This is a genomic window from Neorhizobium sp. NCHU2750 (assembly GCF_003597675.1).
Classification (GTDB): domain Bacteria; phylum Pseudomonadota; class Alphaproteobacteria; order Rhizobiales; family Rhizobiaceae; genus Neorhizobium.
The window spans coordinates 1,283,188-1,304,462 of sequence record NZ_CP030827.1 but is presented as its reverse complement, the minus strand read 5'-3'; the positions used below and the strand labels follow the sequence as shown (position 1 = coordinate 1,304,462).

General features: G+C 55.5%; 22 protein-coding genes. 11 read left to right on the top strand and 11 right to left on the bottom strand.

Annotated elements, in window-relative coordinates:
• From NCHU2750_RS06350 to NCHU2750_RS31275, 6 genes are all read right to left on the bottom strand, one after another.
• The gene (locus tag NCHU2750_RS06350; RefSeq protein ID WP_119939683.1) at positions 1 to 765 is read right to left on the bottom strand and encodes an amino acid ABC transporter permease; all 765 of its coding nucleotides are present in this window, start codon (positions 763 to 765) and stop codon (positions 1 to 3) included.
• On the bottom strand, positions 762 to 1,412 hold the full coding sequence (locus NCHU2750_RS06345; protein ID WP_119939682.1) for an amino acid ABC transporter permease: 651 nt from the start codon (positions 1,410 to 1,412) through the stop codon (positions 762 to 764). Before NCHU2750_RS06345 ends, NCHU2750_RS06350 begins: the two co-directional genes overlap by 4 nt.
• Before the next feature lie 271 nt (positions 1,413 to 1,683).
• The gene (locus tag NCHU2750_RS06340; RefSeq protein ID WP_245480351.1) at positions 1,684 to 2,568 is read right to left on the bottom strand and encodes a substrate-binding periplasmic protein; all 885 of its coding nucleotides are present in this window, start codon (positions 2,566 to 2,568) and stop codon (positions 1,684 to 1,686) included.
• Between the two features lie 17 nt (positions 2,569 to 2,585).
• Complete coding sequence (locus NCHU2750_RS06335) at positions 2,586 to 3,707, bottom strand: NAD(P)/FAD-dependent oxidoreductase (protein WP_119939680.1); 1,122 nt, start codon at positions 3,705 to 3,707, stop codon at positions 2,586 to 2,588.
• A complete protein-coding gene (locus NCHU2750_RS06330) occupies positions 3,704 to 5,074 on the bottom strand; it encodes an FAD/NAD(P)-dependent oxidoreductase (protein ID WP_119939679.1) in 1,371 nt (456 codons plus the stop codon). Before NCHU2750_RS06330 ends, NCHU2750_RS06335 begins: the two co-directional genes overlap by 4 nt.
• Entirely contained in the window at positions 5,064 to 5,360 is a 297-nt protein-coding gene (locus NCHU2750_RS31275; protein WP_119943033.1) for a (2Fe-2S)-binding protein, read from the bottom strand. The genes NCHU2750_RS06330 and NCHU2750_RS31275 overlap by 11 nt, the downstream gene beginning before the upstream one ends.
• 137 nt (positions 5,361 to 5,497) lie before the next feature.
• Between NCHU2750_RS31275 and NCHU2750_RS06320 the strand changes: the two genes are divergently transcribed.
• Positions 5,498 to 6,841, top strand: coding sequence for an MmgE/PrpD family protein (locus NCHU2750_RS06320; RefSeq protein ID WP_119939678.1), 1,344 nt, complete (start codon positions 5,498 to 5,500; stop codon positions 6,839 to 6,841).
• Between the two features lie 168 nt (positions 6,842 to 7,009).
• Positions 7,010 to 7,819: an IclR family transcriptional regulator gene (locus NCHU2750_RS06315; RefSeq protein WP_119939677.1), complete on the top strand. Its 810-nt coding sequence runs from the start codon at positions 7,010 to 7,012 to the stop codon at positions 7,817 to 7,819.
• A 22-nt stretch (positions 7,820 to 7,841) separates the two neighbouring features.
• Here NCHU2750_RS06315 and alr read toward each other — a convergent pair whose 3' ends face one another.
• The gene (gene alr, locus NCHU2750_RS06310; protein WP_162939517.1) at positions 7,842 to 8,933 is read right to left on the bottom strand and encodes an alanine racemase; all 1,092 of its coding nucleotides are present in this window, start codon (positions 8,931 to 8,933) and stop codon (positions 7,842 to 7,844) included.
• A gap of 86 nt (positions 8,934 to 9,019) precedes the next feature.
• Between alr and NCHU2750_RS06305 the strand changes: the two genes are divergently transcribed.
• Positions 9,020 to 10,159: a hypothetical protein gene (locus NCHU2750_RS06305; RefSeq protein ID WP_119939675.1), complete on the top strand. Its 1,140-nt coding sequence runs from the start codon at positions 9,020 to 9,022 to the stop codon at positions 10,157 to 10,159.
• Between the two features lie 12 nt (positions 10,160 to 10,171).
• On the opposite strand, the gene NCHU2750_RS06300 is transcribed toward NCHU2750_RS06305, so the two are convergent.
• Positions 10,172 to 11,209, bottom strand: coding sequence for a C45 family autoproteolytic acyltransferase/hydrolase (locus NCHU2750_RS06300; RefSeq protein ID WP_119939674.1), 1,038 nt, complete (start codon positions 11,207 to 11,209; stop codon positions 10,172 to 10,174).
• A gap of 282 nt (positions 11,210 to 11,491) precedes the next feature.
• Here NCHU2750_RS06300 and NCHU2750_RS06295 point away from each other — a divergent pair, with 282 nt between their 5' ends.
• From NCHU2750_RS06295 to NCHU2750_RS06280, 4 genes are all read left to right on the top strand, one after another.
• Complete coding sequence (locus NCHU2750_RS06295) at positions 11,492 to 12,220, top strand: LuxR family transcriptional regulator (protein ID WP_162939516.1); 729 nt, start codon at positions 11,492 to 11,494, stop codon at positions 12,218 to 12,220.
• Between the two features lie 73 nt (positions 12,221 to 12,293).
• The gene (locus NCHU2750_RS06290; RefSeq protein ID WP_119939672.1) at positions 12,294 to 13,016 is read left to right on the top strand and encodes an acyl-homoserine-lactone synthase; all 723 of its coding nucleotides are present in this window, start codon (positions 12,294 to 12,296) and stop codon (positions 13,014 to 13,016) included.
• Positions 12,994 to 13,161 carry a hypothetical protein gene (locus NCHU2750_RS06285; protein ID WP_245480350.1) on the top strand — a complete coding sequence of 56 codons (168 nt, stop codon included), beginning with the start codon at positions 12,994 to 12,996 and terminating at the stop codon, positions 13,159 to 13,161. Before NCHU2750_RS06290 ends, NCHU2750_RS06285 begins: the two co-directional genes overlap by 23 nt.
• Before the next feature lie 283 nt (positions 13,162 to 13,444).
• Complete coding sequence (locus NCHU2750_RS06280; protein ID WP_119939670.1) at positions 13,445 to 13,912, top strand: helix-turn-helix domain-containing protein; 468 nt, start codon at positions 13,445 to 13,447, stop codon at positions 13,910 to 13,912.
• A 33-nt stretch (positions 13,913 to 13,945) separates the two neighbouring features.
• Here NCHU2750_RS06280 and NCHU2750_RS06275 read toward each other — a convergent pair whose 3' ends face one another.
• Entirely contained in the window at positions 13,946 to 14,413 is a 468-nt protein-coding gene (locus tag NCHU2750_RS06275) for a helix-turn-helix domain-containing protein (RefSeq protein WP_119939669.1), read from the bottom strand.
• A 15-nt stretch (positions 14,414 to 14,428) separates the two neighbouring features.
• Between NCHU2750_RS06275 and NCHU2750_RS30380 the strand changes: the two genes are divergently transcribed.
• Entirely contained in the window at positions 14,429 to 14,830 is a 402-nt protein-coding gene (locus tag NCHU2750_RS30380) for a hypothetical protein (protein WP_162939515.1), read from the top strand.
• Positions 14,831 to 14,952: 122 nt separating this feature from the next.
• Here the strand turns inward: NCHU2750_RS30380 and NCHU2750_RS06270 are convergent, their stop codons facing one another.
• Together NCHU2750_RS06270 and NCHU2750_RS06265 are read right to left on the bottom strand one after the other, a co-directional pair.
• Positions 14,953 to 16,254 (bottom strand): HlyD family type I secretion periplasmic adaptor subunit, encoded by a 1,302-nt coding sequence (locus NCHU2750_RS06270; protein WP_119939668.1) that lies wholly within the window; start codon positions 16,252 to 16,254, stop codon positions 14,953 to 14,955.
• Between the two features lie 3 nt (positions 16,255 to 16,257).
• Entirely contained in the window at positions 16,258 to 18,024 is a 1,767-nt protein-coding gene (locus tag NCHU2750_RS06265; RefSeq protein ID WP_119939667.1) for a type I secretion system permease/ATPase, read from the bottom strand.
• Between the two features lie 561 nt (positions 18,025 to 18,585).
• Between NCHU2750_RS06265 and NCHU2750_RS06260 the strand changes: the two genes are divergently transcribed.
• The 3 genes from NCHU2750_RS06260 (at position 18,586) to NCHU2750_RS06255 (ending at position 21,270) form a co-directional block, all read left to right on the top strand.
• On the top strand, positions 18,586 to 19,248 hold the full coding sequence (locus NCHU2750_RS06260; protein ID WP_119939666.1) for a carbohydrate binding domain-containing protein: 663 nt from the start codon (positions 18,586 to 18,588) through the stop codon (positions 19,246 to 19,248).
• Positions 19,249 to 19,478: 230 nt separating this feature from the next.
• A complete protein-coding gene (locus tag NCHU2750_RS30375; protein ID WP_162939514.1) occupies positions 19,479 to 19,760 on the top strand; it encodes a hypothetical protein in 282 nt (93 codons plus the stop codon).
• Positions 19,761 to 20,376: 616 nt separating this feature from the next.
• Entirely contained in the window at positions 20,377 to 21,270 is an 894-nt protein-coding gene (locus NCHU2750_RS06255; RefSeq protein ID WP_119939665.1) for a lytic transglycosylase domain-containing protein, read from the top strand.
• The last annotated feature ends 5 nt before the right edge of the window (positions 21,271 to 21,275 follow it).

Here is a 21,275-nt window from a genome sequence, read left to right as displayed (position 1 = left end):
TTAATCCTCTTGATTGCGCGGTACGTCACTCGAAGACGACACGTCAGTACGGATGTATGATGAGGTGATGAGGGCGCTCCGCTTATGTGATGAGCGAATTTTTGGCGTGCGCAAACGCTGTGCGATCATGCCCACTGCGCGGGATGCGGGAAAGGCAATACAGAAATAGATTAGCGCGGTGAATGCAAAGACCTGCAACGGCAGGAAGCTCTCCGACATGATAGCGCGGGATGTCAGGGTCAGTTCAGGAATGGCGATTAGGGCGCAGATTGAACTATCCTTCAGCAGTGAGATGAGACTCACGAGCAGAGGGACAAGCACGAGGCGGAGAACCTGCGGCATCAAGACAAGACGAAACGCCTGGAAAGAGGTGAGCCCGAGAGCAAGGGCGGCCTCTCTTTGGCCTGCCGGAATAGCGGCAAAACCGGCGCGAAATATCTCCGCGAGATAGGCCGCATAGACAAGGCCAAGGCCGAGTGTGCCGGCGGTCAGCGCATCCAAGGTGATACCAGCTTGCGGCAACGCGAAATAGATCAGGTAGAGGATCACCAGGATTGGCAACCCGCGGATAACGACGATGTAGATCTTGGCGGAGATCGCCAGGAGGGTAAGTCGGCTGAAGCGGGCGAATTGGATTGCCAGCCCGCCCAAAAAGGCGAGCGTGTAGGCAACGAGCGTTACAAAAATGGTCAACCGTGCAGCGCTTGTCAGGCGCGGCACCCAATCGGCGTAATTTTCAAAGATTGGCGAGAGGAAGTCGATCATGGATATGCCAACCTCCGTTCGATAAGGACGATCAGTTGGCCGAGCGATAGCGTCAAAACGAGATACACGACTGCAGCACTAAGATAAACGAACGGTGCCGCGAAGGTTTCATTGACGATCTGTCGGGCCTGGAACATCACTTCCGGGGCGGCAATAGCGGCCACAAGCGACGTGTCCTTAACAAGCGACACTGCGTAATTGCCAAGCGGCGCCAGGGACAGGCGCAAGGCCTGAGGGAGAATAATGAGCACGAACGCTTGGACTTTCGAAAGCCCGAGTGCGGCAGCGGCTTCCGCCTGGCCGCGAAGCACCGAGTGGAACCCGTTGGTCAGGATGTCGATGCAAATTGCCGCTCCCACAAGCCCGAGCCCGAGAATGGCAGCGACCGTTGGCGCGAGCCGGATGCCCAATGCCGCGAGACCGAAGTAGCAAAGGAAAAGAATGGTCAGGCTGGGAACGTTGCGAAGCAACTCGACATAGGTTGAGACGATGACTGTGACACACAGGCCGGGCCGGAGATAGCGCAAGGCCGACAGAAGAAGCGCAAGGCTAAGGGCAAGAGCGAGCGAACCGATCGTGACTTTGATCGTTACGCTCACCCCATCAGCGAAGGCGACGGCGACCCTTGCTGCGAGATCAATGTTCATAGAATGGCTTCCTTGACGATTGAATGGCAGGGCGCCCAAACGGGAAGACAGCATTGCGCGTCGATGGCTCCGCTCTGGATCGAGTTCGAGTGGATCGAGAGCCTGCGGATTGCGTGCTTTCAGACAAGCGCGCCTATCAATCACGCCTTAAGGGCCATAGACATCCGCAAGCTTTTTGTTGCATTCTTCTTGGTGTCCTGCAGGCGGGCCTACCGCCTGCAGATTGCCGTTGCTGAGTAAAACAGGATAGGCAGGTGCTGAGGGTCTGTGGCTATCTGGTACACGCTGGCGGTAACCAATTGGACGGACGGTCCACGCCGGCCCTGAAATTACTGATGGATGGCCTATAATTGGCGGGACTGACATTGCCGTATTTCTCGCCGATTGATCGCAGGCCGCAATTTTCCCACTGCTGACGAATTTGCGCACTAAGGTCGTTGGCAAGAGCTTGATTTTGGTGACTGAGTCCAAAGACATATTGACGGCCGCTACCGGTTAGAAGCGGAAAGTCGGGATTGTTGTCGGAAAAGGGTTTGTTGACGAGCTTCCAGTCCGGATTCATCGATATGGCATAGTCGATGACCGGTGGATCACCCACGACAGCATCGATACGGCCAGCCAGGATATCGCGGATGGCTGCATCCGAGCTGTCATAGAGGGATAGTTTTAGCCCCTTGACGCGCCGAAGCTCGGGGAGGAACGAGAAACCCGTGATGGACCCGACCTTTCGATTTTCGAGCGCAGCGAGTGTCTCGAAACCATCTGCAGCCCTGCTCGTGATGCCGTTTTGGAAGTAGCCGGTTGGATCCGTCAGGGAGAGCGTTTTGGCCCGCTGCTCGGTCCAGGCGACATTGCCGCCGATAATATCAACGCGGCCGGTCTGCACGGCGGCGATTGCGCCAGACCATTCCATCGGGACGGGCTTGATTTTCAGGCCAAGATGTTCGGCCGCAATCTGAAGGATTTCACCATCATATCCCACCAGTCTTCCATCTTTCACCACAAGGCCTGGCATGTCACCAGTGATGGCAACGGACAACGTCCCTGGTTCGACCAGCTTATAATCGGCGGCGTTTGTGGCCGACGTCAGGCATTGCAGTGCCATCAGGGCGAGTATGGACATGACGGATGAGCGAGGAAAATATCGCTTGCACATTTGATTACCCCTTGTTGTCATTGAGAATGTGAGTTCGAAAACCGGGCCAGAGACAGGCCGGCAATATCGGTGTCGGTGCCGCCATTGAGGCTTAGCTCGGCAAGTACCGCTCCCGTAGCTGGACCGAGTTGGAAGCCATGGCCGGAGAAGCCGAAGGCATGGACCAGATCTTGTGTCGTGGGGCTGATATCGATGATCGGCAGTCCATCAGGCATACGTCCTTCGATGCCGGTCCAGGTGCGGATGAGCAAAGCATTGGCAAGTTCCGGAACAACCTTGATGGCCTGCTTTGCCGCGGCGGATGTGACGCCTGCCAGCGGACGAGATCGCTGGGTCTCCCTGTTGGCGTAAGCGAGACCTGCGCCGAAGATGACGCTGCCATTGGCGGCTTGTCGCAGATAAATTGACCCGCCGCAGATACCTATATTTGGGCCAATCAACGGCGGGATAGGTTCGGTCACGCACATGTTTGGCGCCATGACATCTTCGTCAACCCTATCACCAAACATATGTGCGATCGCCGATCCCCAGGCGCCGGCAGTATTGATCAGTCGTCGCGACCGGATAGGGTCTTTCAAGCCATCCAGTTGAATATCAAAGAGACCGTTTCGCTTGGCGGCTCTAACAACTCCCGCCCCCTCAAAAATCTCGGCTTCGAGGAGTTTGGCTCGTCTTGCAAAGGCCGGTGCGACAAGCCTCGGATTGGCCTGACCGTCCTCGCGACACAAGCATGCACCGGCGAAGTGGTGCCCCAGGAAGGCAAATCGTCGGCGCAGGACGTCGGCGTCAACGATTTCAAGATTAAGGCCATATTGGCGCGCGACCTTTTGATAGGCCAGGAGTTCGGCCATGTCGTGGTCGTCTCTTGCAAGCTTAAGGTGACCACTGCGCTTATATTCGCAATCACAACCGATGAGATCGGGCAGGCTTTCCCAGATCTTCTGGCTTCGCACAGACAGGGCAAGTTCGGCTGGGTGCCGGCCTTGTTGTCTGACGCCGCCATAGTTGACACCACTGGCCTGCGCTCCGCAGCGACCGCGTTCTAGCAGGATAACGGATGCGCCCATCAAACGCGCATGCAGCGCGGCGGAACAACCGGCGAGACCTCCGCCGATGATTGCGACATCGTAGATGGTCATGGGCGCGCCTTTGCTAATACGGAAAGAGCGACAGGCTTGACCGGCGACTGGGCGCGCAATCGCCCGACAACCGATATGTCACAGCCGTTATGAGCAGCGATGATCTCTGCAGCGGGGCGCTCGCAAAGCCTGCCCTGACAGCGCCCCATCCCCAGTCGGCAAAATGCCTTGACCCTGTTTATGTCACTCTCATCGCTCTGGCTGACGGTTGCCCTGACCTCGCCGGCTGAGATGCGTTCACAGCGACAAACAATCGTCTCGTCAGCGACATTGCCACAAAGGCCTGCGGGAAATGGGAAAAGTTCCTCATCCAAAACCTGTCGAAACCGGCTGACCCGGTTGATTTTTTTTCGCACTGCCGCCACCTTTCGTGTGACGCGGTGGCCCCGTTGAGCCAGAAGCTCCAGCGCTGCCAGTTCGCCATCCAAGGCTGCAAGCTCCTTGCCGCCAATGTTGCTTCCATCGCCTGCATGGTAGATTCGAATGAGAGCGCTCTCGGCGTCAGGCTGCCGCTCAGGCAACCATTGCCGATGTTGGCGACTGAAGCGAAATGGGAGACCGAGAAGGTCGGCGACCTGTGTTTCGGCTTTCAGGCCATAACCGGTGCCAATGGCGTCGCAGTCGATGGAGCGATCGATTCCCTGGTGGCGATAGCGCAGACCTTTGAGCTCACCGTGGTCCGCTACGATGGCGATTGGCTCGGCCCCGGTCAGGCAAGGAATGTTACGAGCACGAAGCGCTGTGACGAATTTGAGCCCCTCTATGAATGTAGCGGCAGCGGGCAAGAGCGCGGCCAATGACCTTGCACGCAATCTCGGCTTATTGCTGTCGAGAACCGCGACGACCTGAGCGCCGGCCCGCATATATTGATAGGCAACGAGATAGAGGAGCGGTCCGGTTCCAACGAAGGCGACACGCTGCCCAATCAGCGTCGATTGCGCCTTCAAGGCGATTTGTGCCGCCCCGAGCGAAAAGACGCCTGGAGTGGTCCAACCAGGAAAAGGAATGATGCGGTCTGTGGCGCCGGTTGCCAGGATGACATCGCGAACTGGCAGACATACCGATTGTGCCGATGAAAGAAGGTTCAAGTAGTCGGTGCCGACGGACCAAACCATTGTTTGAGGGCGGTAATCCAACTTGGGCAGGATTGCGGTTACCAGCGCATTGAATTTCTGCTCGCCTTGTCGATCATTGCGCCACGGTTGAGACGCCAATTCTACCCCGCCGGTGCGCGCGGCGCGAAAGGCCTGGCCGCCAGGCCGCATTGCGTCGTCGATCAATGTCGGCCGTAAGCCCGCATCGACAAGAACGCGCGCAGCGCTGAGCCCGGCCGGACCTGCACCGATGATCGCGATCCTAGCGGTCATGGCGACCTCCTTCTGGCCGATGACTACGAAGTTCGAGGCCCGGATAAAGAGTATGCGTGCATGCTCGGACAGGCTTTCCTTCGGCCTCCCAAAGCCAGCAACCTTGACATGCACCCATTAAGCAAAAGCCGGCGCGGCTGGGCTCGATATGCGAGGCTTGGGAGAGCCAGTCTCTACAAGCCAGCACAGCAGTGAGAACCGTATCACCCACCTGACCCGACAATTCTATCCCATCGAGGGTGAACGCTAGCGATCCCTCATCTTCAATCTTTAGGCGCTTAAACATTTTAAATGCAACCTTATTGACCTTTTCAATTTGCATAATATGAATTTATTTCAGTAATCAATATCACATTGTGATTTACAATCTCAGGCTGTCTCAAACTTGAATACCCCCAAGCTTGCCACCCAAAGGAGAAGACTATGCAATCCGTCACACTCGATCTTGCCGAGCGCTTTGCGCGTCCTGTGATTTCGGATGAGGTGCGTCAGGACGCCATCAGGGCGATAACGGATCTTATCGGCGTTGCCTTAGCTGGATCTCGTACGCTTGGAGGGATTGCGTCGTTAGGATCAATCGCTGAAATTTGGGGCGACGGCCCGGCGCCAATTTGGTTTTGTGACCGCTCGACAACGGTGGCGGGGGCAGCTTTTGTCAACGCAAGCTTCGCCGCTGCCTTGGATCTCGATGACGGACACAGAATGGCTGCGGGTCATCCCGGTGCCGCAATTATTCCTGCTTTGCTGGCGGCAAGCCTTCTTCCTGACGCAGATCAAGACCGTCTCCTGGACGCCATCATCATCGGCTATGAGATATCGGTGCGGATTGCGGCGGCACGCGATATCGGACGCTTGAAGACGACAGATAGCGGTCTTTGGTGCGGCTATGGAGTTGCGGCAGGGATCGCGCATCTTCGCCATCTTTCGCCATGGGTCAGTTCAAACGCGATGGCGATTGCCGGTCAGACGTCCACGGGTCAGGCTGGCACTGGATGGACCAAGGTCGGCCATACGGTCAAAGAGGGTATTCCATGGGCTGCAGCAAATGGCGTCATGGCCGTTTCCTTGGCGCTGCGCGGCCATCTCGGTCCAACCGATCTACTGGATGATGATCGCGTTTACGCGCGCCGGACGCTTTCGGAGGGTGTGGCAACGGGATGGGCCGTTTCTAACCTTTACTTCAAGCGCTATAGCTGCTGCCGCTGGGGGCATGCAGCCATCGACGCTGCAATCATGCTCAAGACCCGGCATGGTCTCGTTGCAGATTTGATTGAGACGATCGAGATTGCGACATTCTCGCGGGCGCTCAGCCTTCCCAACCAGGGCAGGCCTTTGAACCTTGAGGGCGCGCAATACAGCATTCCCTTTTGCGTGGCATTGGCACTGTGCCACGGACCGGACGCACTTTTGCCCCTCACCGAGCGACATCTGTCAGACGCGCGCGTTCTCTCACTGTCAGATCGTGTTCGCCTTGTTGAGGATGACCGCTATCTCGAATGCTTCCCAACCACGACACCGGCATTGCTAACGATCACAGCGGGCGGCCACCGGTTTCAATGCGAGGTTACGCATCCGTATGGAGAAGCCAAAAATCCGTTTAATGCGTATGACTTAAGGGATAAATTCCTCAGACTTGGAAAGGGCTATCGCGACGAGGCGATGCCAACTCTTCTAAAGAGCATCGACGATCTTGGCGCAAGGTCTCAGGCAGCGGACAATATAAAATCGTTTCATCGTGCCATAACCCGTGGATTTCAGGGGGAGTGAGAAGAAGATCGCCCCTCTTGTCCGCGGCTCATCGGGGCGGCGAGGCTTGCCAGGCAGAGCGGGGTTTCAAACACAGCCCGTCTTATGCCATGGACAATCACACCGGTAGAGATGATATACGTCCGCGGACGAAGATTAAGCCAAACGGACTGGCTTTAGGTGACGCTCATGAAAAAGCCATCCGCAGTGACGGGAACCCAGTTGCTCGACCGGGCGATCGCGATCCTCAACGGCCTTGGCGAAGCTGGGCCAGACGGCGCGACGAGTGTCGAGCTGATGGAGACACTCGGCCTGACACAACCGACAGCTCACAGGATCATCTCGGCGTTGGAGCGGGAGGGACTGGTCGAACGCGACCGCCAAAGCCGCAAGTTGCGATTGGGGATGACGTTGTTCGCATTGGCGTCAGCGGCAATGGACCACACTGGTTTGCGCAGCCTCGTGAGGCCAGCCTTGGTTCGCATCTGCGCTGCGACATCCGACACCGTTTTCCTCATGGCCAGAGCAGGATTTAATGCGATCTGCGTTGACCGTCACCAGGGAAGCTATCTGATCGGGAGCTTGACGAAAAATGTTGGCGGCCAGATCCCAATGGGTCTCGGGTCGGCAAGCCAGGCGATCCTTGCGTTCTTGCCGGGCGGAGAGATTGAGGCGCTTATCGATCATAACGCTGCCGAGCTCGAACAATATGGCAGCTGGGATCGTGGGCAGTTTCTTCGGTCACTGGCCGAGATTAAACGACAAGGCTATGCGTTGGACGATGGTGAGTTGGTTGCCGGAATTTCGGCGATTGCTATGCCGATCTTGTCGGATCGCCGCGACCCGATTGCAGCGATCGCAATCAACCTGACGAGTGCCCGCATGACGCCTGAGCGGGTTCCTCAGCTTGTCGATCTGCTTCGCCGAGAAATTCTGGCGATCGAACAGGCATTGGGACCGTCGGGACGGTTCATGTCCGACCTGAGTATTTTAGAGTGAGCGCATCGGCGAACGGACGGCACTAGGTGGTTTGCGCCGATCTTCTTTCGTCTCGATAGATCCGTCGCGTCTGATTGCCAAAGCGCAGCAATAGTTCTTGGGGCGAGGCGTGACTGGCTTGAGCGATATCTTCTACGGTCTGATCAACATGGATGAGATCGACCATCTCACCCAACCAGTTTCTATTCCTAGGCAGGTCCGTGATATCTGCGGCGACATAATCCATCGCGATGCGACCAACGAGCGGGGCCCGATCGACGCCAAGACCAATCGTCAACCGATTTGCGCAGGCAAAGGGCAAGCCATGCGAATAGCCTATTGCGACAAGCGCAATCAGAGATGATCTTTGCGTGCGAAAGGCTGCAGCATATCCCACTCCCTCTCCTTTCGCGACGCTTTGGACATTGATGATTTTTGCCGTTAGCCGGACGACGCTTTGAATAACCCTGTCCTGCCTGCCCGATTTTAGGCCGTATAGAAGTGAGCCCGCGCGCACGAGATCGAAATGAAAAGACTGCGGCAAGCCGAGCCCGGTTGACGCAATGAGGCTGGCGCGTTCGGGCCGAAGAAGTTCGATAGCAGCAAGAAAGCGATTGCGCTGCAGTTGATTGATTTGGGCATCAGGATGATCGGCAGACGCAAGGTGGCTGATCAACAGATCTGGCCGGCGCCTGATCATCTGCTTGAGATGCCGAAGATCGGGATAGTTCAATCCGAAACGATGAAGCCCCGTCTCGACTTCAATCGCCAAGGGCAAGTCACCAGCAACAGCCACCCATCCTCGCGCCTGATCCAAACGATTGCAGACCGGAATCAGGCGATGTTCGATATAGATCGACATTTGCGCAAACGACGTCGGGTTGAAAAGATAAATGCTCCCGTCAGGCAAGATTTTGCGCAGTGCGACAGCTTCCGACAAGTCAGCAACGAAAAACGAACGACAACCTGCCTCATAAAGGGACCTCGACACCGCGGACAGACCGAGCCCGTAGGCATCGTCTTTGACCACAGCGGCCACTTCGGCCCGTGTTTCAGCGACAATCGCTGCATAATTTGCGCGAATGCGTCCCAAGTCCACCTGCAGCAGCGGCCGCGATCCAGCACCGTTCAACATTGACTTAACCATGCACACTTTTTGGTTGTATTCTCCTCTACATCTATCTATGGTTTATTTCAACACTCAAAAATGGGAGACTGACAATGCAAGAGCAGCTAAAACGTGTATTGATCGTCGGCATGGGTGTCTTAGCCGGAGATGTTCTCGACTTCCTCAGTCAGTCTCAGCAGCGACTGGACATCATCATAGGCGCCCGCAATCCCGATGCGGCACTTTTGCGGGTTAATCTTGCTCGCTACAGCGCACTCAATCTCGGCTTTACCCCCCAGATCTCAGTGATCAGGCTGGACCTGATGGAGATCGAAGAGACGGCAGATGCGATCGACAGGCTGAAGCCGGATATCATTTTCAATGCCGCCACGCTGCAATCTTGGTGGGCGATTACTAAGCTTCCCAGGCCGGCCTTTGATCGGCTCGATCGAGCCCGCGGCGGGATCTGGACCCCTATGCATATGGTGTTGGTGCGCCGCCTGATGAAAGCGGTTCGCGCCTGCGGGAGCCGTGCTATGGTGATCAATGCATCATACCCCGATGTGGTGAACGCAGCCTTGGCATCGGAAGGCCTCGCGCCTGCTGTCGGGATTGGCAACGTTGCCAATGCGGTTCCAGGGCTCAGATTGGCAGCTGCTTATTTGTTTGACAGCCTGCCGGCCTCGATCAGCGTTCGCTTTTTTGCTCACCACTACCTCAGCTATCGGATGCCCAGTTCCGGAGTGACCGATGGGGCTCCCTATCACCTGACAATCTATATTGACGGCCAACGCGTCGACACCGACGCGAGGGACGAGCAGGCGCTATTTGAACTGGTGGCCGGGCAGTTTCGCCGCACAAAAGGTTTGGCAGGCCAGTCTGTGACCGCCTCATCGGCAACCGCCGTTATTCTTGCTGGCGCCAGGGCAAGCGGTGATGTCGTCCATGCACCAGGCCCGATGGGCTTGGTGGGAGGATATCCTGTCCGTTTTTCCAAAGACGGCCTTCTGGTTGAGTTGCCGCCGGGATTGACGCTTGATCGAGCCGTCGCAATCAATCGCGAGGCACAGCGTTACGATGGCATCGAGGATGTCGATGATGACGGAACGGTAAGCTTCACGCCGGAAGTCGTCGAGATTGCCAAGACGGAATTAGGCTATGAGTGCGCAGCCTTTTTGCCAGCGGAATGCGAGGCAATGGCTTACGAACTAGGAGCCCGATATGCCGAATATTCCCAGCGATTTGCGGCCTAGCGATCGCGCCGATTAAATCAATGACGACAAGGCGAATGAGTAATATTGACTTTGGTCCGGGCGCCCAAGACACAAGCGCACATTTCTGGCCGTCACATCATAGACGATTGAAAAAGCGGTCTCAGTCTGCTCACGGGCAGACAGGGACTTACAGACTGCATCCGGTGCGCCATCTCGGCTGGCGAGCACAGTTTCAAAATCACCAACCCTTGTCAGTTGATTGCGGTTGCAACTCAGCACCTCCAATCGCGACCGGCTCGAAGGATAGATCGCATTGGAGAGAGCCCGGTCCTCCACGGCGGAGATCTGCGCGGTCAAGGGATGATTGGTATGCAGGATCCGGTCTTGATCAATTAACGCCAAGCCTCCGGCAGGCGACAATTCGGCACCGACCACTCTTAGAGATGCGTCCGTCAAAAGATAGCAACGACCGGACAGATGAGGGCTTGCTCCAAGCAGCCTCACCGCATCAGCAATTGACTTGTACCCTAAGATCAGCCGGCGCGCGATGAGACTTGGCATGCCGACAGTCGCCATGTCGGTCATCAGGTCATTGGTAACGAAACCGAGCCCGTGCTGGTTGACACCGACCCAGCCAAGCATGCCCGGCGAAGAGACCAAGGCGAATTTTTCGTTCCCATCGCGATGAATCATCAAGGTCAAGCCCTCCGCTGTCCCCGGTGCGGCATCCCAGTTCTGCCCTATGATGGCACGCTTCGGTGCTGCGATTGCGAGACTGCTGCACCCGGTTTGCAACCTATGGGGAAAGAACTCGAAACTGTTGAGCATGAAAATGTCAGGGGCACTGACATCACAGCCCGCGGCAATTCCCTCCATCTCACGCTTGATGTCGGGGGCAAGGCAATCCAGGTTGCGCCAGCAGTTTTGCGCATGGGTTTGATGCTGCCGCAAAAGCGCGGCTGATGTTGCATGACCGATCCCGAGAGCCGCCAATTTGTCTCTGATTAAAGAGGCGAAGACGGTACCGTGTTGCCGGCCACGCTCGAAAGGCTCACCGGTGAAAACAATGATTGGAAAGCGTTTTATCATGGAACAGGCGCCCCGTTTGGAAAGCCATCCAACTAGCGCCTAAGTCATAAAACGTCGACACTATGCAATTATAGGTGGCATGCTTTTTGCTTCTATCAGCGAGGTGGCGGCGTTTGCGCCGATCCGATGATCGACGCAAACCGATCGCCCAGGATGTTATTGATTGAATGTTGACGGCCCTCATCTGGCCGAGGTCGCACGGTTCAGGTCTGATGCTTGCCTGTTGCAGCAATGCCGTTGGGCGGTCGCTTATGGAAAACCCAACAGGGAGGTGAGGTGCAGATGGACATGTTCTATGCCAGATCGCTGATAGCTTTTTCCAAAGACTGCTTTTCCATCCAGTCGCACGATGAACTAGAGGCTCTTGTGGCCGAAACGGTCGCTATTTTAGGTTTTGATCATTTTGCCATGGCGCGCATCCCATTGCCGCATGAGACACTGGACAAGCACTTCATCATGAACGGCTGGCCGGACGGATGGTATGAACGCTATCTCCAGCACAATTTTTTCCGCCATGACCCGATTGTAAGTCTGTCTCGGAGCTCAGACGACCTTATCTTATGGTCGGAGGCGATTTTGAATTACCCGCTTTCGCCCAAAGCCATGCAGGTGATGCAGGAGGCAGCAGCCTTTGGACTGGTCGATGGCATAACCATCCCGATTGCGTCACATTTGGGATTTAGCACTCTTTTGTCCTTAGCTGGCGGCCCATTAAGCCTGTCTCCCGCTCAACGCAGCCTATTGCATGTGCTGGCCAATAGTATTCATTCGCGCTTGTTAGATCTCGATACCAGTCATTTACGGCCGTCACTCCAGATTGAATTGACGCGGCGCGAGAGCGAGTGCCTGTCATGGTGTCTGGCAGGTTACTCTGATCGGCAAATTTCCGAGCTGACCCATTCATCGCCAAGAACGATCCAGAACCATCTTTCCAATATCCAGCGCAAACTGGGCGTCCGCAACCGACCCCAAATGGTCGCGGAAGCCTTCCGGCATGGCTATTGGCCGTGAAAATTGAGACAATTTACGGATAGTTTGCCTGCCCATTAAGTCGCACATTATTTCCCGACATGGGAGTTTGGCGATGCTCGACATAATCTTAGGTCATCAGGTTGAACGTTTTGCGACGGTTATGGAGAAGGTCTGGCGCTTTCGTCATAGATGCTTTGTCGAAGAGCTCGGTTGGGAAGGCCTTCGAACCATTGACGGACGCGAACGCGACGCCTTTGATACGGCCGACACTATTCATCTGGTGCTTCGCGAAGGACATCACCTGATCGGATATTCCAGGTTGTTGCCGACGACGAAACCGCATTTACTTTCAGATCCCTTGGCCTTCCTTGTCCCAAATGGGCGCTATCCGAAAACCAGCTCGGCATTCGAATGGGGGCGCTGCGCTGCGTTGCGCAACATGCGGTCGAAAGACGGGATATTGGCCAGCGATCTGTTGATGACGGGCGTTTTGGAATATGCGGTGAGTTTTGGCATAGAGGCATTTGTCATCGAAGCCACACCGCTCATCATACGCATGCTGCAGCGCCGCGGCTATGTTTTGGACTTTTTGGGCCCACCCTCTCTTCACGAGGGACACTGGGTCCTGGCAGTCGTTGCCTACCCCTCTCCCGAACTCTTGCAACAACATCGTAAGCGCCATGGGGTGAGACTGTCGCTCTTGCGTGTATTCGATGATGTCGATTTACACCTGACGAGCCATAGGCACGTTCAATGTCAACAAAGAGGCGAGCGACGTGGGACGACGCGACAAATCGGTGATGGATCAAAGCATGGCCGAACAGTTTGTCGTTGACGTCGTCCATCAGGAAATTTCGAAGCTATTGAGGATAGTTGACGAAATCTGCGGGCGCTACCCAGCCACGGATGAGTTGAGGTTTATTCAATATCTGCTGCGGATGGTCGCGGAGGCAAGCCTGCGCGACGAGGGAGGAGAGTGATGCCGGCCCAACCGACACCACCAATACTTGTGAATTATCGCAAGGCTATTTGAAATTGCAGGCTTTACATGTAATGTCGCATACGAGACATATCGTCTTGGGGCATGGAAACCCCTTGGTGCTTGATGATTGGAATTAGAGCAACCGCTCCGTGATCAACGGTCGGGAAGCTTGTGGCTATACAAGAGGCGCATGCGCTAAAAGCCGCAAGGGCTGTGTACCAACAGCTTTTCATCTTCCCGGCTCTTGGTTTGCCAGGTCACGCTGGCTCGAAGAGGTTGGAATGTCACGATCATCTGCTTTAAGACAGGCCCCCAAGGCGCAAACATTTCTGGCCGACCAGTCGTCAGGCCCCCATCCGGTTGATAAGGAAGTGGGGCGTCGCATTCGTCTGCGGCGCCAGCAATTGCGCCTGTCTCAAACGGCGCTTGGAGCAGGCATTGGCCTGTCATTCCAGCAGGTTCAGAAATACGAGCGTGGTTTGAACCGGGTCTCGATTTCCGTCCTCTATCAGATCGCCAACGTTCTCGACGTCCCGATGGCCTATTTTTTTGATACGTTACCCCATCCCAATGATGGCCGTTGTGACATTCTAGAGCAAAAGGCCGAGACGCGTTGCGCCTATGTCGCGACAGAAGAAGGCCAGCGCCTCGTCGACAGTTTTCTGAGGCTTCCCAAACAGGTTCGACCGAAGATGATTGCGATGCTTAACACGCTTGGCGCGAGTTGCGAGACGACATCTGAGACCTAAGGAGAGGCTGGCTCACCCCATTGGTGGCCGGTTCTATCGGCCGCCCGCGTTCATCTGCTTCATCGCTTCGACGAGCGAGAGCAAGGATGTGACCGCATCTGGAGGTAAGGTCTCGACAATTTGCATCAGTCGCGCTCGCTGATCGGCCTCACCACTCGTCTCCCCAAATCGATAGGGCGCGGCGGCCAAAAGCACATCAAGCGGCGAAAAATTCAACAATTCACTGAGTTGGATAAGCCGCGAGACATTCAGTTTGCTTTCGCCGCGTTCGTAGCGGCCATAGACCTGCGGGTGAAGCCCAAGCATGGGCGCGACATCGGCATGGGTCAGACCCGTTTTGTCCCTGGCTTGCCTGAGCGCCTCACCAATTCTTTTTTCAAGGTCGGTCAAGGAGACCACGCCCTCAAAGCCTGGCCGCCGAAAAATCGGCTTGTCACCTTCGCCATCGTCGGCTTCGACGATGCCCATATCCTCGATGTGTCGTTCCAATTTGCTCTTCATCCAGGAGGCTTCCCATTGTCGACGCGAACCAACTGTATATCAGGCAAAAGGCGGGTTTCCAGTGACGCTTCTTGCCAGTCCCGAACTGGTTATGAAGCAAAGCCGGCCATCCCATGGAATGAGCAAGGTGACCGGGTTTCGGGACAATTTGCGAAGGTTATTCTCGACCATCGTATGCTGCTGGTTGAACTTGCACGAAGGCAGAGGCGCACTCTTTACTCCATTGACGCCATTGGCGCCCGCAGGCATGGTGATGAAGATCGTTTGCGGCAAGCCATTATTCAATGGCAGCCCTCAAGCCATGCGGAAGCATATGGCAAACTTGCCTATCTCGGAAGTGTGATCGTCGCATCGGGCCGAGCCTTTAGAGACGACGAACTGCATCAGATTCACCAGTCTATCGCCGCTTATCTTTGAGCTTCATATCGCAAGGGCGGATTTCGCTTTCGAAGTCGAGCAGGCAAAGGCTGGCAGCGACTGCCCCGGCTGACACATAAGGCACGTAATCATTATCGGTGGATGGCAAGGTTCCTCTGGGATTATTTCTCACGAAAAGCATGGGCCATTTGATCGGTCAATGGTTTGGCGAAGTAGGATATAACGGATCGATCCGCTATTTTGATGAACACGTCTGCCGGCATACCGGGGTAAAGCGCAAGCTGCTTTGCAGCGTCCAGGTGATCCGCGTCGGGTCTAATGCGCACCGGATAATAGCTTTCCCCGGTCGTCTTATCTGTCACGACATCGGGAGAGATTGAGATGACCTGCCCTGCGACGAGCGGTGTTGTTCGCTGATCAAAAGCGCTGAAGCGGATCTCGACCGGCTGAGCCAAACGAAGCTGATCAATGTCGCGCGAGGCGACCTTTGCCTCGACGATCAGACTTCTGCGCTGCGGCGCCAAAAGCATCAACGGATCTCCCGGACTTGCTACGCCACCAATCGTATGGATTGCGAGCTGATAGATGCGCCCATCGACAGGGGCACGCAGATCAAGCTTTTGCAACTGGTCGAGCACCGCGACTCTGCGTTCTGCCGTCTCGGCGATATTTGCTTCGATATCGCTTAGATCCTTGGCATTTTCGGCTCTGCGGTCTTCATCAAGCTGCAAAATCTTGAGGCTGATCTCGGCGATCCGCCCTTTCGCCTGGGCTCGAGCCGCAATTTTCTCACCGCGTTCTCCATCCAATTCGACCCGCTGTCGCTTGAGTGCATTGACCCGTTGCATTGTGACGAGCTGCTTTTCGTAAAGGCCGTTAATCGCCTGATACTCTTCGTCGATCAGCTTTGTCGCCGCGTCAATCGCCTCAATTTGTAGTCCGTCACCTTTGATCTGGTCATCCAATTGAGCCTGTTGCTCCTGCAACTGTTGTTTCTGGCCGCTCAGTGAGGATTTTCGCGACGCAAAGAGCTTAACCTCACTCTTGATCATGCTCGGCTTGGCATCGAACTCGTGGACAATCGGCGCGACGTCGGCATCCGAGAAGTCGGATCGGCCCTCCACCTCCGCCTCAAGGCGGGCCTTTCGGATCTTTAGCTGTGCAAGGGTTGCATTCAAAATCGCGAGATTGGCGCGGGATGCTGTGGCGTCAAGACGGACCAAAATATCTCCCTGTTTGACGGCACTGCCCTCTTTGACCAGGAGTTGCGAGACAATGCCGCCGGTTAGCGTTTCGATTGTTTTCGTATTGTCATCGATAATGACGGTTGCCGGACTTTCAACCGCATTGGATATCGTGGTTGCCAACGCCCAGCCGCCAACCCCGCAAAACAAGGCGATGAAGAGTACCGTGACGGCGATGGCATGATGGCGAAGAGACTGGCGCGAGGTTCGAACTTCCATCTCCTACCCTCCGACCCCGATAGAAATCTTGTAAGGCACAGAGCTCCCCAAGACTTTTGATTTCGGCTGGCGCGAGAATTTTGGCAAGACATCAGCCTTTGGACCGAAGGCGGCAATCCGCCCCCCCTTCAGGACCAGGACGAGGTCGACACCGGCAATCGCGCTGGCGCGGTGGGCAATGATGACGACGATCGATCCGTGCCGACGCAGGGTCGCTATCGTGTTGCCAAGTGCTGCCTCGCCATCGGAATCGAGGTTGGAATTGGGTTCATCCAAGACAACAAGAAATGGCCTTTCGAATACGGCACGCGCCAGAGCAATACGCTGGCGCTGGCCGGCAGATAAAACCGCCCCACCAACACCGATCTGGGTGTCATAACCCTGTGGCAATGTCAGGATCAGATCATGGACATTGGCGGTCATGGCAGCGTCGATAATATCGCTTGAGGCGGCATTGGGGCGGAAGCGTGCAATATTTTGCGCCACGGTGCCGGCAAACAATTCTATGTCCTGTGGTAAATAGCCGATGCATTGGCCTCGATCGCTGTCAGGCCATTGATCGAGAGTCGCTCCATCCAAACGGACAGCCCCTGCCCTCAGTGGCCATATTCCGGTTAGGGCCCGCGCGAGAGCGGATTTCCCAGATGCGCTTGGCCCAATGATTGCCATTGCATCACCCGATTTCAGGGAGAAGCTGATATTGGCGATGATCGGTTCACGCTGCCCCGGCGGGGCGCTAAACAGACCGTCGACGTTCAAACTCTTATTGGGCTTTGGCAAGACAAGTTGCACCGACGGTGGAAGAAGTGCCCCTGAACTATTTTTGAGCCGCTGCCAGGCCTGTTTGGCAAGAACGAAATTTTGCCAATTGGCAATCGCCTGCTCCACGGGTGCCAAAGCGCGGGTGAGCAGGATCGAGGCTGCGATGATGATGCCGCCGGAAGCTTGATTTTTGATCACCAGCACGGCGCCGAGCGCGAGCATTGCTGACTGAAGGCTGATACGGGCGATTTTTGAAATCGCCGAAAAGGTGCTGACGGCATCCGCGCTTGCCCGACTAAAAAGGCGATGATTGGCATTGAGGGCTAACCAGGAGCGCACCATGTCCTCCCGCATCCCCATGGCGTGGACGACTTCAGCATTTCGATGGCAAGCATCCAAAACGGCTTGGCGATCGATACTCACGGGTAAGATTAAGCGGCTCGACCGCTCGGTCCTGATGTGAGTGATGTAGGTAAAGCTGGCCAAAAAGGTTGCTCCCGCTATTGCGGTAACACCGATCAGCGGATGGAACAAAAAGCTAAGCCCGACATAAAACGGCAACCAGGGCAGATCAAAGAATGCGGGAAGGCCAGCGCTGCTTAAAAAGGCCTTCACACGATCAAAGTCGCGCATCAGAAAAGCACTATTGGGCTGCGCATTGTCGCGAGAAGGCGACGAGACCACAGCTGCAAAGATATGCTGGCCAATTATTTCGTCGAAAACCCCTGCAATGCGGATGAGGGTTCGCCCGCGCATGATCTCGAACGCCGTTTGAAACAGGTACAGCAGTAGGGTTAGGAGACCGAGCGCGACAAGGGTTGGAATGCTCTGGCTGGGGATAACGCGATCATAGACCTGCAGCATGAAGAATGCGCTGGTTAAAGACAGAAGGTTGATGATTGCGCTTGTGACGCCAACTAAGGCGAAGCCCAATCGACTTTCGCGCCGAGCACGGTCTAAAGGATTGAAATCATTTTGAGGCCTTGCCTCATGGCCGGGTCTGTCCATTCGTTGCTATCCTCGAAATCAACAAACCTCCCCTACGGTACGGCCTCCGCCACTCGGGCCTTGCATGTGACTAGATCATAAGGATGGATCTCGGCGAAACGGTTCTGTCTTGAAAAGCGAACAGGCGATTATCACGCCCGCCGAATCTGTATCGAAACAGTGCAACGAAGTTCTCGTGCCATCCCGGCGGCACGTGAGCATGACAAGCCAACACGTCAGAGACTACAGCCAACGTACGGGATGGTATCAATCATCCATAGAATCTTAGCCTTCCAAGATGCGTCATCCAGCGGGGCGCTACTACTGACAAAATCTGCCAAAGCACTCAAATTTCTCTAGAATCAAATTGACGACCCGAGACAATATCCGGTGACGCATCAACATAATCGCCTGATTATAGATATAATGGAGAGGATATACGAACGTCTTTGGAATACACGACAGCCAATCACTGCTGTTGCCGGCCTGTTTATTAAGTATTATCCCCAAACGGATCTAGAATTGCTTTCAAATTTTTGTTATTAGCGTTTTGGTAAGCATAGCTCATGAGAGGGAAGAGCAATGACAATCAAATACGCCGCGATCGCTGCGGCACTGGCTCTAACCGGGCTGGCGAATGGGGCACTCGCGGACGAGCGTGTGATCAATGGAACTTTTTCCAGCGGCCTTTCGTCCTGGAGCACATCTGGCACCGGCGTCACCGTTGAGAACGATGCTGCGTACAAAGCCCCGGCGGTTGGCGGCAGCGGCTCGAGCGGGATCGACAATTATGTGGCGTTTGGCGCAGGCCAGATCACGGGTGGATCGCTCTTCCAGACCTTCGCCACGGTCGCAGGCGAGGCCTATACGCTGACCTATAATTTTGCAGGTTTTGGCTCGACGAGCACACAAAGCCTGCTGGTCACAGCATCAAACGCCAGCTCTGATGCGGAAATTTCCAGCACAAAGAGCACCGTCAAAGCGAGCAAGCTCTCCACCAGTTTGAACGACATTTTCGAGGATGGCTATCTCTATTTCGTCGCCACATCGAGCCTGACGACCTTGACTTTCAAGGACATTTCCACCTCCTCGATCAACGCCGACATGTTGCTCGCCAATGTCAGTGTCACGGGAGCGGCCCCCACGCCGGTACCGGGTCCTGAGGCCGGCGCCGGGCTTGGCGCTCTGGCTATGGGCGGTGTCGCGCTTTATCTGAAGCGCCGCCGTCAGCCACTCGCGAGCTAATATCATCCAATATTCGACGAAAGGGCTCCGTTCGGGGCCCTTTTTTTCATTGCGCGTATTGTGTGAGACGAGAATAATGTTCGGGATGAAATACGTGCAAGCTGCTTGAGAACACGTCTTATCTGGCGCCGGCGATGAGAATACGACGATCGCAGGACCGATTGCGGCGCCGAAATTCTCGACCAAACCACTCCTATTTGGCGGTGAGCTGCATGAGACGGGTAGTGAGAATGAGTTCGGCGTTTATGGTATTTGCCGCCATGACAGCCTCATCCGCCGACGCGCAGCAGTATCAGAATTTTGAAATCCGCCGAAACGCGACTGGCGGCTATACTGGCACGCTTGGAAGCCGAAACTTCGACATCGACATCAAGCGAGGCGAAGTATCTGGGAAACTGGGCGGACAACGGCCGGGCCTGGTCGACCAACGGCCCTCAAGAAAACTCGGCAATGTCGGCGGCACATATCGTAGCTGCGTTGCACACGCCAACGGCACTACAATTTGCCGATGATTGCGATTGGTCAATCGAACGGATTGCGTTCCGTTGGGCAGCGCCGACTGTCAATAACAAGGGACGGGTTCCCAATTCTGAAAAGCGACATCATCCCGCTCCGCGACAAACGTTCCGTCTACGAACGAGCAGCGCCGGTCAAGAGCAGCGCAACGTAGGCTCGATGCATGCGGCATCGTGGGCGCGATTTCATTTCGCGCGGATCGGTCAGATCCTTAATAGTTGCGACGAGAACCAAGCCACGACGACTTGAAGGAACGTGAACGCCGTCTTGCTGGCCGGATTTGACAGCTCCCTTTTTGCGGGATTTGAGCAGGCTTTGCGGTGGTGACACCCAAGCCGGCGCCTGACCAATTTTAGTCTGCCGAGATCGCCGGGCTCGGCATCATCACTCTAGCTGCGAATTCGGCTACTGATGAGTAACCCATTTAACCCCCATAGATCAGCCAGGCCTTGCGCGCATGTCACACCTCGTCGCGAGCGCTCGCAATGCCTGCATTATCGCCCACATATACAACTTGCAATACTCATCTCGATGCCGTACAACTTACCGCAATTCGTATCATTTCATCACTGCATTTCTTCATATAGCACTTCATCGTGAAGGATTTTCTCAATGCGGAGGCATCACATTTTCTCGATAGTGGCACGGTGCTGTTATGCCCTGATCGCTTTGCCTTACCCCCTATCCGCCAAAGAGATCGCCAGAAATCTTCAATTTTCGCAATATAATCGGCAAAATGAGCACGCGTCGCATCGAGCTTCATTGCCACTGAGCCAAGCGGCACCGTTCCGTCGCACGCTTGAGGGAAACGAATTAGTCGACCGACAGAAACTTTTCTCCCCGGTGGCAAACAAAGCGGACAACTATACTTTTATTAGTAACTCAAGGGGTGACGGCTTTGACCTAATCGCGAGCAAGCGTCTGTTGGCTGAGGAAATGGCTGAGACACCCGAGGCCAACAGCTTTCAGCCGACTTGCGGACAAACGTTACTAAGCCGGCAAGACGTTCAGGACCTCGTCGTTGCAGCGGCCCGCGCCGAGGGCATCTCTGTCGGTTTCGCCTTGGCGATCGCCTTTGTTGAAAGCGGCTTTGACCAGCAGCGAAATTCCAAGAAGGGCGCGCGCGGGGCGATGCAACTTATGCCAGCGACCGCTGCACAATTTGGCGTCGATGACATTTGCGACCCGCAAGAAAACATTACCGGCGCGATGAAATATCTGAGGGTTCTCCAAGACGAGTTCAAGAACCCCCTACTCGTTGCCGCGGCCTACAATGCGGGCGAAGCACGTATCTATCAGTATGGCGGTATCCCGCCCTTCGCAGAAACCGTCAGCTACGTGGCTAAGGTGATCAACTATCAACTTGGCTTGGACGGAAAACGAGTAGGCCGGGGCGGCCGGCAACTTCAGCCGCCGATATCCACGCCCATGTATGATCAACCTGCGGCGGGCGTGATCGGGATCCACAAGGACCGGAAATTCACCGGTGGTGTCATGCATTTTTGACCAGG